General features: G+C 49.0%; 7 protein-coding genes. 3 read left to right on the top strand and 4 right to left on the bottom strand.

Annotated elements, in window-relative coordinates:
• Positions 1–81: 81 nt before the first annotated feature.
• Positions 82–699 carry a pyridoxamine 5'-phosphate oxidase family protein gene (locus MKY85_RS24335; RefSeq protein WP_342570974.1) on the bottom strand — a complete coding sequence of 206 codons (618 nt, stop codon included), beginning with the start codon at positions 697–699 and terminating at the stop codon, positions 82–84.
• A 155-nt stretch (positions 700–854) separates the two neighbouring features.
• On the opposite strand from MKY85_RS24335, the gene MKY85_RS24330 reads away from it, so the two are divergent.
• Positions 855–2,312: a PLP-dependent aminotransferase family protein gene (locus MKY85_RS24330; RefSeq protein WP_342573472.1), complete on the top strand. Its 1,458-nt coding sequence runs from the start codon at positions 855–857 to the stop codon at positions 2,310–2,312.
• A 178-nt stretch (positions 2,313–2,490) separates the two neighbouring features.
• On the top strand, positions 2,491–3,276 hold the full coding sequence (locus MKY85_RS24325) for an AraC family transcriptional regulator (protein ID WP_105601246.1): 786 nt from the start codon (positions 2,491–2,493) through the stop codon (positions 3,274–3,276).
• 346 nt (positions 3,277–3,622) lie between these two features.
• Here the strand turns inward: MKY85_RS24325 and asd are convergent, their stop codons facing one another.
• Positions 3,623–4,414 carry an archaetidylserine decarboxylase gene (asd, locus tag MKY85_RS24320; protein WP_339237400.1) on the bottom strand — a complete coding sequence of 264 codons (792 nt, stop codon included), beginning with the start codon at positions 4,412–4,414 and terminating at the stop codon, positions 3,623–3,625.
• Positions 4,415–4,499: 85 nt separating this feature from the next.
• Entirely contained in the window at positions 4,500–5,633 is a 1,134-nt protein-coding gene (locus MKY85_RS24315; RefSeq protein ID WP_342570973.1) for a YheC/YheD family protein, read from the bottom strand.
• Between the two features lie 480 nt (positions 5,634–6,113).
• On the opposite strand from MKY85_RS24315, the gene MKY85_RS24310 reads away from it, so the two are divergent.
• On the top strand, positions 6,114–11,363 hold the full coding sequence (locus tag MKY85_RS24310; RefSeq protein WP_342570972.1) for a WIAG-tail domain: 5,250 nt from the start codon (positions 6,114–6,116) through the stop codon (positions 11,361–11,363).
• 171 nt (positions 11,364–11,534) lie between these two features.
• Here MKY85_RS24310 and MKY85_RS24305 read toward each other — a convergent pair whose 3' ends face one another.
• The gene (locus MKY85_RS24305) at positions 11,535–13,100 is read right to left on the bottom strand and encodes a M4 family metallopeptidase (RefSeq protein WP_342570971.1); all 1,566 of its coding nucleotides are present in this window, start codon (positions 13,098–13,100) and stop codon (positions 11,535–11,537) included.
• Positions 13,101–13,223 lie beyond the last annotated feature (123 nt).

The following is a 13,223-nucleotide window of genomic DNA, read 5'->3' as shown; positions in this document are numbered from 1 at the left end:
CACTTTACCGCGTTGTTGCAGAGGGTTTCGAGGTGGGAATTAGCTGAATTTATCCTTGGATGAATCCTCTGAAAATGAAATTTATTGCTGATGAAATGGACAATATTTCCGCATCATCTCAGCGGTTTCAGCATCTCGTCCCTCATTGCGCTGTTCCAGTTCACCCCGTATATGATCCAAGCGTTCAATGGACCAATTTTGTCCGAATTTAAATTTGGCAGTGACTCGTTCGGGGATGATTCTTACAACGGCTACAGCTTTGAGGTTGCCTGTGTAACGCGGGTCAGTAGCATCAATCGTTACATATCCGCCTTGCGGCTGGAGTTTTTCCATGAATCGTTGCAGTACTTTAGCCTTAATGTCCAGATCCTTAACCGGTTCTGCCTGACCGAAGGCCATGACACTTTTGAAGAATGAAGTCGCCGGACAAGCAAGCTCAGGATCACTGAAATAGGATGGAATCAAGGAGAATTCTTCAGCTACCGTGAAACTGACCGACGAATCCTGTTTGATCTGTTTCATCTTCTCGCCAGCCAGACTGCCGTGGAAATAAAAGCAACCGTCCATATAAACGAAATTCAGTGGCGTAACCCGTGGTTGTGCATCCGGACTGACCGTCCCCAGAAACCCGAAGGAGCACTGATCCAGAAATGCCGTAATTTCTTGTTCTTCATCTACTGTGAATTCTTTCCGTCTCATGTGTATTCCCCCATCAATGAAATGTATAATAGAACGCCATATCTTATGGATAACAATAGTTCATACATTGACAATGAAATAGATCCAATTTAGATTCACTTTAGTAGGCCAATTGGTCAGGATACATAATGAAGACGAATGAAGAGAGGTGCATGATGGAATTGTGGCTGCCGATGGATACCTATGAACTTCAGCATCGATACAAGTATGAGGCATTGTACCATGCGTTACGTGATGCCATTCATGCAGGCACATTGGTGGGAGGTACAAGACTTCCTTCCACCCGTGAGTTGGCAAGGCAATATGAGATGTCACGTGGTTCGGTAGCTCAGGTATACGACATGCTGCTTGCGGATGGTTATGTCCATGCGCATCGGGGAAGAGGTACCTTTGTAACCGAAACATTATCCGCCCAGGAAAATGAGAAACAGGAAGCCGTTCTCAGTCTGTCTCCCTGGGGCGAGCGGGTACAGAGGTTGAATACGCAACATGAGGTCCTGCGGACCACAATGTCTTCACCGAAGCCGTCCGTCATTGATTTTCAAATGCAGCGCATGCCTGCCGAACATTTCCCGCTAGGGGAATGGAAGAGTGCGCTCGCTGCTGTTCATCGCAGTGGTTGGCGAGAATCGAGCGGTGCAGCTGGTGATCCGGAACTGCGTGAGGCCATCGCCTCCCATCTCAGATGGACTCGTGGCATCCAGGCTGAAGCATCTCAGATTGTATTGTTCAGTGGGTCAATGCAAGGCATAACCTTACTGTCTCAACTGCTGATTACGGAGAATGCAGCAGTTGTATTGGAGAATCCGGGTTATCCGGGTATCGCCCATGCCGTCAGGTCCTGTGGTGGGTACATCATCCCGGCAGATGTGGATGCTGCAGGCATTATTCCGCAGCCTTGGGAGGCACAGACGTTATTTGTCACCCCTACCCGTCAGTTTCCAACAGGTGCCGTGCTGGGGTTGGACAGAAGACGTGCCTTGCTTGCGTGGGCCTCGAAGCGGAATGCGGTCATTATCGAAGACGATTATGACAGTGAATTCCGATGGGGCGGAAGACCAATTGAACCCCTCAAAGTGCTTGATCGTGAACAACGCGTCATCTATGTCGGTTCATTCTCACAAACGATGGTTGCTTCGTTCCGACTTGGCTATGCCGTATTGCCACCTGGTCTGGTGGAACCTCTCCTTGCTGCCAAGGCGCTGTATGAGCCGGTACCTCCCGCGCTGTTGGAGCAGCGCGCACTGGCCAAATTTATGACCAGAGGGGGTTACCTGAGGCACTTACGGCGGTTAACCCGGTTATACGGGGAACGGCATGATTTTTTTGTCCGAGAGATGGAGCTACAGTTGCCGGAAGCATTCAAGATGCAGCTTGGTGATGCAGGACTGCATATCTACGCTACCTGGAATGGCGATGCAGACAGTTATCAGCGGTTTAAAAAGTTCGCTCGGGAGGATGGCATACTGTTTCGGGATGCAGAGCGATATCGGCTGACTTCAGGTCATCCGGCGGCCTGCTTTGCTTTTGCACATCTGGAGAAAGAAGAGATGACAGAGGGAATCCGGCGAATGCGGATAGCCTGGGAGAAGTGCACATTTTCGTTTCGGTGAATTCCGCTGTATAATAGGATAAGACATTTCGCTCCTGTAAGAGCAGAGATCATATATGAGCAAGTTGGATTGAATGATGCTAGATGCTGAAATACATATGGCCTTGATTGAAGATGTGAGATTCAGATCAGAATGATGCCATATGCAGAGAGATTAACTATCAAGGGGGAGTGGCGACATGCTGCAGGCATCGCCGTCATCATTTGTTATTTTGCCCGCTGTCGCCAAAATTGTCTGTGAACCGGGCTGGAAGTGGCAGAAGCGGGAAAAACCGATGCAAAACTATGATTTATTTTATGTATGGAGTGGTGAAGGAACGCTTGTACTGAATGACCAGTCGTATGAAGTTGGCAAGGGGAGTTGTTTTTTATTCAGGCCAGGAGATCATCCTACTGCAACACATAATAAACAAAAACCGTTGGTACTTACGTATATTCACTTCGATGTGGACGGACCTGTGACTGATGTGCCTCAGTCCTATCGTGAGGTACAGGAAACGGTGGAATTTGAGCACTTGCTGGCACGTTATGTAAGACTGTTCTTATCGGATGTGTACGGACGTGATGAAGAGAGTCGATTGATTCTGAAGCAGTTGATGATTCATTTGCTGCGCGCCGATACGGAAGAACCTGTGGAGAAAAAGGTAAGCAACCAGTTGTCCGATGTTATCCAGGAGGTCGCCAATTATGTGCGTCAGCATCCAGGGATTACACATCGGGTGGAAGATCTGGCTGCCCGAGCGGGCTTATCGCCCCGGTACTTCTCGATCAAGTTCAAGGAACTGGTCGGATCATCGGTGCAATCTTATATTATCCGCATGCGTATTGAACGGGCGGAACATCTGCTGGTGCATACCGGCATGAATGTGACCGAAGTGGCAGATGCTCTGGGATACCGGGATATTTTCTTCTTCAGTCGTCAGTTCAAGCAGTATACAGGCAAAAGCCCGTCCGAGATTCGTTAAAATTCGGATGGGAAGAACATGACAACGTTTCAAGTCTGGAACGCAAGGGTAAATATCTAGCATTCCAGATGACCAAAAGGGGGAACTTGTGATGAACGGAAAACGTCGGGTCCGCAACCGGGGATGCTCTACGAAGGGATGCAATATTTTCCGGAACCGTCTGCGTCGCGTCAAACCGGCAGAAGACTTGCAAGATGTGTGGTTTTGAGGAGAACTCAGCAGACCAATAATGACGGAGCGAAGCTTCGTATTGCATGTATACATGGATCGATATGAAGACATAAAGAGGATGGCGCAATACCTGGTTACAGGTGCTGCGCCATCCTCTTTATTTGCGTATGGACCATTAATTCTTCGGTTTCAAACGTCCAAGCAATGCACCCATTTTGACCGAATCGCCTGGCTGTAGGCCTGGTTTTGGTTCAAATGTACCACTCTGCGTGAGCAGAACAACAGTGGAACCGAATTCAAAATAGGCCAGATCATCGCCTTGTGCCCAGGTACTTGTGTCCGCGTTAGCATACTGTATGCTACTCACGTTCATTGCACCCACTTTGACAACCGCCACTTCACCGTAATCGTGTGCGATATACGTAATGAGCCGCTCGTTTCGACTAAGCACGGATTTCATATGGGTCAGCCCAAAGTCATTCACGGGATAAACTTTGCCCTTGATGTGTTCGCTCTCTATTTTGCGGCCGCTGACAGGTGCATGAATGCGGTGATAGTCGCGAGGGCTGAGATAGAGAACGAATCCGTATCCGTGCTTGTACTTCTCCAAATGGGGAGAATGGTTTAATAATTCAGCAAGTGTATAATTTTGTCCCTTAACATTCAGGAGTGTCCCTGCAGATATTGGACCGGCTGCCGTAATCTTGGCATCTACCGGGCTGATCAGTGCATGCTCTGAAAGTTCCAACGGGCGCATGCCCGGCTTTAACTTGCGGGTAAAGAAATCGTTCAGTGAACGGTATTCCTTCCAATCTTTCTCGGCCTCCTGAACAGGGATGTCGTAGGTCCGGACAAAATAAGGGATAAATGCCTTACTTCCCCGGCTTTTGGAGAAGGCTCCCACAGTCCGGGAGATCCATTTGCGCGAAGAAAGCTCGGTCATTAATCGCAACAGCGTTTTTGCCATGAATATCCCCCTTAGGGTTAATGCGAACTTCAAGGCCGGCAAGACCGGCCGTTCTGCATAATATTGACACAGAATGCACACGAAATCAATATGATCTCCTATCGTATGTCTGCGGTTGTCTTGGAATTCTCGAATTCTGTTCCAGCAGCAGACGACCATAAGCCATGGGATTGCTGTACGTTGTCTTCCATTGTTCCGACATTCCCGCCTTGCGAAATCCATAACGCTGGTCGCGTCCATTACATTCAATAAAATAGATCTGGCCATTGCGCGTTATCCCGAGATCAAGGCCCAGATCAGCCAGATGTGGAAGACTGGCCGCTAATATACGGGCAATTCGGAGTGCAACGAATTCAATTCTGTGCTCCAGTCGGGCTAGATCAAATTCGGATTCCACTGCCCCACCAAGAGCCTCTGCAAGTTTCATGACTTTACCGCCTTGGGCGATGTTGGTGACAAACGTATGCGCAGGAGCCGCTTTGGCAAACATGCCTGTAATTCCCCACAAGCCATCACCGCCACGCTGTACGGATACCCTCAGATCGACCGGTCTGCCCTCATAACGCACCAGAGGGATACGCTGTTCAATGAGGTAGGCATGACGAAAGATCCGCCTTAGGGTGGAGGAAGGAAGCTGTCCTTTGCTCAATCGGAAGGTTGCCCATCCTCTACGTGCAGCCTTCGTCTCACAGGTTAGTTTCCACTGTCCATCTCGTTCAAAGACACGCATAATACCATGACCGATGCTACCGCTGCATGGTTTGATGACCAGGTCATCATAATGTTCCATCATATAGGCCAGAGATTCTGGCGTAGCTTTAACGGCATGGGGCAGGTGTTCTCTTAAGATGAGATCCTGATGAAGCATGTCATGAATGTGATCTTTACGGTACCGGTTGCGAACGTTGAATACCTGAATGCCCTGCAACATTAGCTTGCTGATCTGATGCTGTTCTGTCCGTCGAAGCTGAAGTGAACGGTTATGAATGACGGAGGGCAATAACATGCGTTCGCGAACATATCTGCCTTCTTTTTTTACATAGGCTAAACATGTTTTTTGATCCGAATCAATATCTTCCAGCCGCAAAAAGCAGGGGGTTAATCCAAAACTGGCCGCTGCCTGTTCATAATTCGCGAGTGATTCCTGACCGGTCCTTCCGGCCGGTATCCCCCGGTACATGCGTGAATCGAACATAATACCGATCGTTTCTTGAAGCATGACCGTTCCTCCTTCGATGTTATCGCGACCATGGATCGTCCATTCATGGAATGCCGGCCTGTCACCGCATGGCTCAGACATCGCGATAACGCAGACCGGTGTGTAAGTGCATCGCTATGCACGAGCGTTAGCTTAGGTCATGACTGAAAACTCCGAAGGAAGCAGGTTTGGCCGAATTTTCGTTCCAAGCAAGGGAAAGTGCCGCAGCACGGGGAGAAAAGACGGTGAACGATGTACTTCAGGAGTTCTCAGACACGACATAGACATAATATTCTATGACATGATTGGGACGGGGGCGTGGACAGCCGCCTTTCCTCTACCATCCTGACACGCCTATTTCCACGAAGTTCATCGAACCTTCCTGTCTTGATGCCTATACATTGGTGCTCTGGCATTCGCAAAAGTCATAAATGAAGTGGCAGATGCCCATATGGAAGCATATGATGCCGGAGATGAACGTTTGAGGAAGGAGCAAGCTGCATGAGTAAAAATGGCAAAAAGAAGGTTCCGACGCCGAAACTGCGGCATGTGAGCCCAAAATTCAAGGAATTGGAACTGACGGATCGCAGGGCAGATAAGATGAATTCAGGTTTCACTGTGAATAGGGAAGAGCGATTGAGTACGAATAAAAGGGATTCGAGAGCTGTTCAGGCTTCGGAAGAATTCCTGCTAGAATCAACAGAACTACCTGCAACAATGAACGAGTTGGTGGAGCTAGAGGCCGAAGCCGAAATCAAGACGGACCACGTAGCGTCTGATAGTAAGGAAGTTGAGACGCAAGATGACTCCGAAAAGCAGCTTCAGGTTAGCAGCGTGGCTCCGCCCGCTCTGGTAGAAGAGCAGGACATTAACAAGCAGGACATCAATAAACAAGAGATCACAAACAGGGATCGGCTGCAGATCCTGAACCAGAACCAGATGCCGGGTCATACCGGACATTACATCTACACGGATGATTTGAGTGAATTTGCTGTTACGGAGAGCAAACTGGCTCCTTTCTCTGTAGATGCCTCCAAGCTGAAACCGGATGCGGTTGGCAGTGAAGCATTGCAGGATTATGCAGTGACCAGCATTCATATTGCAGACGGGGCCATTGTTTCCGCGAAACTTGCAGAAGCGTCGGTATCTGAGGAGCACTTAATTGACGGTTCTGTATCTGGTCACAAAATACGAAATGCTTCTATTGCCGGCGAGAAAATCAGAGATGGCAGTATTACTTCTCAGAAGCTTGGCAATCAGGTCATCGATTCGACCAAAATTGCCGATGGTTCGATCGGCACAAGACATCTCAGCCGCATGCTGGTAACGGAAGAGTTAATCAAGAATCATGCCGTAACTGGAGACAAGATCGCGATTAGCGGCGTGGATACAAGGCACCTCACCGGAGGAGCAGTGCATACTTCCAAACTGGCTGATGATGCGGTGACTACATCCAAAATCCGTGAAGCTGCTGTCACAGGCAGCAAAATTGAAGAACTATCCATCGAGTCTCACCATATTCAGGCAGGTGCTGTTAAACAGACTCATCTGGCAGAAGGGGCTGTCGGCCGTTCACAACTATCGAGTGGCAGTATTGGAAGTGACCAGATTGAGGATGGGTCCATACAAACTAGACATTTGGCTGAGGGTTCACTAAGTGGAAGACATCTACTAGACGGTTCAATCGGTTCAAGCCAGATTCGTGCTCATGCCGTTGGCAAGGAACAGATTGGCAATGGAGAAGTGGGCAGTGAGCATTTGACGGAAGGTGCAGTAACCAGCAGCAAGCTAGCAGACCAGTCTGTTGGAACAGCAAAATTGCTGGAGCAATCCATTACGGCTTCCAAGATCGCTGATCAAAGCATCATTTCTTCCAAAATTGCGGATGAAGCCGTACAGGGTAAACATCTTGCCAAAGGTTCCATTCGTGCGGAACACATTGCAAATCGGGGAATCACGCCAGTACATGTGGATAATTCCGCAATTCATTCCATTCATATTGCTAGTGGAAGCATCGAGGCAACTCATCTGTCGACAGGAAGTGTATCCGGAGATGCTCTCGCAGATGGCGTAGTATCTGAGCGGCATCTTGCAGAGTCCTCCGTAGGTACGTATGAATTGCAGGATGCTGCTGTTACAGATGTTAAGCTCGCGGATGGAAGTGTGACAACAGAAAAGCTTGGAACGGCATCGGTGAGCAGCAGAGTGCTTGCCCCGGGAAGTGTTAGTTCCTCGCATCTTGCGAACGGTGGAGTCACAGGTACACATCTCGCTCCAGGGAGTGTGGGTTCCGAGGCCCTGAGGCCGTATGCAGTGAAATCAGATCATCTGACAGAACATGCCGTAGGCGCACCTCATCTTCAACCAGGCAGTGTTGAAACAGATGCTATTGCACGGGCGGCGGTCACAACGGAAAAATTGGCTCCTGGCAGTATAACTTCAGCCCAGTTGGCTGGCGGGTCCGTTTTTCCACCTCATCTAACCGATCATGCGGTTACCTCACCGAAGCTCTCACCAGAGAGTGTTGCCACAGATAAACTGGCGGATTTTGCAGTTACGTCAGCTAAACTGGCAGACGGGAGCGTGACTTCTTCCAAAATTATGGCAGAAAGTATTAACGCCAAACATATTCCAGCCGGAACGATTCGCGGATATCACCTGAAGCAGCATGCCGTTTCCCTGGAACATTTGTCGGAGGAAATACGCACACCGGAATTATTTGCTGATGGAAGTATTACGGGAAACAAACTTCGGCACGGGTCCGTAAGTGCGGACCATTTGGCAGCAGACTCGGTATCCGGGACAGAACTGCAACAGGGTGCTGTAGGTAGCGAGCACTTGCAGCCATCTGTAGTACAATCCGTGCATTTGGCTGAAGGCAGCGTGAAAGCTGAACATTTGGGAACTCAAGTAATAAGCTCACAGCATCTGAAGGCAGACATCATTCATGCGGAGCATATTGCTGAACAGGTGGTCACATCACATCACTTGGCACCTGGATCTGTCGAAACAGACCATCTGGCCCCTTTATCCATTACAGCGGCTCATCTTCAGCCAGGTTTGATCAGTGGTTTGCATCTCCAGGCAGAGTCGACAAGTGCTGTTCATCTGCAGCAAGGAGCTGTACATTCCCGTCATATTCAGGACGGTGAAATTCTTCCTCATCATATCCATGAACGCAGCATCGGAACGTCTCATCTGGAAGAAGAGGCGGTAAGTACGATTATTTTGCAGGATGAATCCGTAACACGCTCCAAACTAGCGAGTGGTAGTGTAGATGGCAGCAAATTGGCCACAGGGTCAGTATCGGCTGCCCACATTGCCAACGAAAGTGTGCAAACGCGTCATATCCAGGAAGGAGCAATCCTGGCTGATCATATTCAAGAATGCAGTATTGGCTCAATTCATCTGGATGAGGAGTCCGTGAGTGAGTTTCATCTGCAAAATGGATCTGTTACGAGTGCCAAACTGGCGGACGGCAGTATAAATGGCAGCAAGTTACTCGAAGGTACGGTATCGGGGATGCATATTGCATCCGAAAGCGTGCAATCCGAGCATATTCAGGCAGACGCCATTCATGCTGGACACATTCAGGAACGAAGCATCGGCACAATCCATCTGGAAGAGGAAGCAGTAAGTGCCGTTCATCTGCAAAATGGGTCCGTCGTCAGTGCCAAACTGGCCGACAGCAGTGTAACCGGCAGCAAATTGCTCGAAGATGCGGTGTCGGGAATCCATATCGCATCCGAAAGTGTGCAATCCCGCCATATTCAGGAAGGAGCAATCCTGGCTGACCATATTCAGGAGCACAGCATCGGCATGTATCACTTGGAAGAGGAAGCGGTAAGTGCCATTCATCTGCAAAATGGGTCTGTCACAAGTACGAAGTTGGCCGACGGCAGTGTAACGGGCAGCAAGCTGCTTGAAGGATCGGTATCGGATATCCACATGGCAGATGATAGTGTGCAATCCCGTCAGATTCAAGCAGGAGCCATTCATGCTGATCATATTCAAGAGCGGAGCATCGGCACGGCACATTTGGAAGAGGAAGCGGTAAGTGCTATTCATTTGCAAAATGGATCTGTCACGAGTGCCAAACTGGCGGATAACAGTATAACGGGCAGCAAGTTACTCGAAGGCACGGTATCGGGGATTCATATCGCATCGGACAGTGTACAATCCGGGCATATTCAGGCAGGAGCCATTCATGCGGATCATATTCAGGAGCGAAGCATCGGCACAACCCATCTGGAAGAGGAAGCGGTAAGTGCCGTTCATCTGCAAAATGGATCGGTCACAAGTGCTAAATTGGCTGACGGTAGCATAAACGGCAGCAAATTGCTCGATGATGCTGTATGCGGGAGCCATATCGCATCCGAAAGTGTGCAAACTCGCCATATCCAGGCAGGAGCAATCCTTGCTGATCATATTCAGGAGCATAGCATCGGTACGTCCCATATAGAGGAAAAAGCAATAAGTGCGGTTCATCTGCAAGATGGGTCCATTACGGGTGCCAAACTGACCGATGGCAGTGTATGCAGCAGCAAATTGCTTGAAGATGCGGTGTCGGATGTCCACATTGCAAATGGAAGTATACAATCCCGTCATATCCAGGAGAGAGCCATACATGCTGACCATATTCAGGAGCGCAGCATTGGGATCTCTCACCTCAAAGCGGAATCGGTAAGTGCGATTCACCTGCACAATGGTTCCATAACAAGTGCCAAAATGGCGGACGGCAGTGTTAACGGTAATAAATTGCTTGAAGGTGCTGTATCGGCTATCCACTTGGCAGACAACAGTGTGCAATCTCGGCATATTCAGGATGGATCGATCCTTGCTGAACATATTCAAGAACACAGTATTCGCACAACCCATCTGGAAGAAGAAGCGGTAAGCGGTGTTCATCTGCAAAATGGGTCCGTCACTAGTGCCAAATTGGCCGATGGCAGCGTGAACGGCAGCAAACTGAGTGATCAGAGTATTACTTCCAATCACTTGAATGCAGGGATTGTAGGTCCGGCGCATTTGAGCGAAGAGATATGGAATGCGATTCGTCAGTTCAGTGGAGAAACGCTGGAGCAACTGGCAGCGATCCGAAGACAAGAGGGATTAATTCAAACGGAGAGCGAAGCAGCAGAGCCTTTACAGCAGACCTTGGTCGAGGGAATACCCGGTCCTGTTCTGGAAGAATCACAAATTCACGAGACATCGAATCAGGAGCCGGAGCAACAACAAGAGTTGCTATCTCCAAGTGATCAGCTTGGCGAACCAGAGGCGGCCTTGTTCACCACAGAACAGGCAGATCAGGCTCAGCAACCGCAGCTTGAACAGTCACAGGAGAACGCTGGAACGACGGAGTTTGTGTTAAGTGAACAATCGGTTACACAGGAGCATCTGTGTAATGATGCCGTAGGCAGCAGCCAGTTGCAATCGGGGGCAGTTCAGGCCAAACATCTGGCCTTCCAACCCGTTCGCAGCGTAAGCAAGCAACCGGTTGTACAACAATTCGGAATGGAAGCTTTTGTCCTGCCAGAGAGTGAAGGAAGCACAGAGGTAACCGTTGTTTTTGAAGAGTCATTTGCTTCAGAACATTATGTGATTGTGGGTATGAGCAATGATCGGGGATTCCAGATTTCCCTGCTCTCGCAAAGTGAGGATGAAGCAGTGCTTGAAGTGTCGCGTACGGCAGATTGCAAGCATACGTACGGGTTATTGTCATGGATTGCTGCGGGACCTTCGCAAGTATAGTGCAGGTTGTTGTATCCTTATTACACGAATGACAAAAGCGGTGTCCAGAGTTGTCCGGGACACCGCTTTTGGTTTGAACTAAGCTTAATCCGTTCGGACGGTGGGGTGTCTGAACGTTTGGATACCATTAGGATGAGTACATTATAAGTTCAATCACGATAAAGTAAGATTTTACAGGCCCACAGCTTGATACGCTTTGGTAATGGCAGTAGCTTCAGCAGAATTCGCTCCGTACAGATCTTTGGCTGCTTGAATGGTAGCTGTCTTGGCAGCGGCAAATTTGGACGTTGGTGTCAGGTAGTTCACCAGTGTGCTGTAGAAAATCTGGATCGCTTTATCCCGGCCGATTCCGGTAACAGTCACACCATTATGTGTTCCGCCCTGAGCAGCAAGGTAATAGGCTTTGTTGATGATACCACTGTTGATATGGACACCGCCGTTGTCCTGTGTGCCTGTGTAGCGATCGCTGTATTTGTCAGGTTGACCATATAATGTAGGATTGGAGAGGGAGCGCAGTGCATCTCCTGGAATGTTAGGTGTGTAGATATCATCACCGAGCAGCCAGTTTTTGCTTTGAATCGTATTACCGAAAATATCGGCAAAGGCTTCGTTGAGTGCACCTGGTTCATTACGATACTCCAGATTGGCCGTATATTCAATGACACCATGCGTCAATTCATGACCCACAACATCGAGATCACCAGACAGGGATCGGAACGTCGTTCCATCTCCGTCACCAAAGACAATCTGTGCTCCGTTCCAGAAGGCATTATTGTAGTTGGAGCCGTAGTGTACGGTGGATCTAATCAGCAATCCGTTACCATTAATCCCGTTACGGTTGAATTTGCTTTTGTAGAAATCATACGTGGCAGCTGCATGGGCGTGAGCATCTACACCAGCACGATCGGTCCATACATTATCCGAATCCGTGAGCAAGGTACCAGGAAGCGAGGAGCCATTGTTCGCTGTGTACGTTTGGATGCCATTGCCGCGAGTGGTGTCTTTCAGTTGGTAGGTGCTGCCGGATTGGGTGGTTGTCAGTGTTTTGGTATCACCGAGTACGCCTGTACCTGTTCCAGTGGCAAAGTTAATGAGGTCAAACTGGGATACGATACTGCCATCTACTGCATTGATGAAATATTTGGTCCGTAAAGGGGCAGGTTCCAGTACGTTTACTTCCGTAATGTAAACCAGATACGTCTGTCCATCTTCTTCATGATGATAGATGTTCAATTCAGCCTGAGGTGTGATCTCCGCGGCACCAAGCTCTCCAATCCGAGAGGTTGCTTCTTCGGTTGCAATCTGGATTGCGTCTTCTCCGCTGATCTCGGCTACACCATCGTTCGGAATGGCCTGCTCTTCAATCGGTGGAAGATCGCCAAGTGCAGAGCTCACGGCTCCAGTTTTGTCCAGGTGAACCGTCTGTTCTGCACCGTATACCGGGATACCTTTAATATACTGTTTCAGGCGGAAGTGCCTCACACCAGATGTATCTGTGTTTCTTTTGATAATTTTGAGCTGGGATTTCACATCGGAATTCAGGAATTGTTCCTGCTGTCCAAGGTAATTGTAGATGGTGTCATCTGTTCCACTGTTCAATGGAATACCCTCCTCGAAGGCATAAGGGGCCTGAAGTGGAATGGATTGATCAGACAATGGAGCTGCAGTAGCAGAGGATACGGAAGCGAGCAAAAGAGCTCCTCCAAGAATTGTTGGCATAACTTTGGCGAATTTCATAGTAAACTCTCCCATTCTTTAGCTTATTTTTTGGTTGGAAAATGATCATGCCAATCTCGGTTGGAATTCCGTCTGCAACTTAGGCAGCGCGGAGTGTGGGGCTGAATCTGAAGCGTGGAATCA

It is taken from the genome of Paenibacillus sp. FSL R5-0749, from assembly GCF_038595085.1.
Taxonomy (GTDB): Bacteria; Bacillota; Bacilli; order Paenibacillales; family Paenibacillaceae; genus Paenibacillus.
The sequence above is the reverse complement of the archived record's forward strand: the minus strand, read 5'-3'. Positions and strand labels throughout refer to the sequence as shown.

Bases quoted from the DNA above. Each gene is read 5' to 3' on its own strand.
- asd (WP_339237400.1), bottom strand. From the start codon at position 4,414: ATGGCAAAAACGCTGTTGCGATTAATGACCGAGCTTTCTTCGCGCAAA.
- MKY85_RS24335 (WP_342570974.1), bottom strand. From the start codon at position 699: ATGAGACGGAAAGAATTCACAGTAGATGAAGAACAAGAAATTACGGCA.
- MKY85_RS24310 (WP_342570972.1), top strand. From the start codon at position 6,114: ATGAGTAAAAATGGCAAAAAGAAGGTTCCGACGCCGAAACTGCGGCAT.
- MKY85_RS24330 (WP_342573472.1), top strand. From the start codon at position 855: ATGGAATTGTGGCTGCCGATGGATACCTATGAACTTCAGCATCGATAC.
- MKY85_RS24305 (WP_342570971.1), bottom strand. From the start codon at position 13,100: ATGAAATTCGCCAAAGTTATGCCAACAATTCTTGGAGGAGCTCTTTTG.
- MKY85_RS24325 (WP_105601246.1), top strand. From the start codon at position 2,491: ATGCTGCAGGCATCGCCGTCATCATTTGTTATTTTGCCCGCTGTCGCC.
- MKY85_RS24315 (WP_342570973.1), bottom strand. From the start codon at position 5,633: ATGCTTCAAGAAACGATCGGTATTATGTTCGATTCACGCATGTACCGG.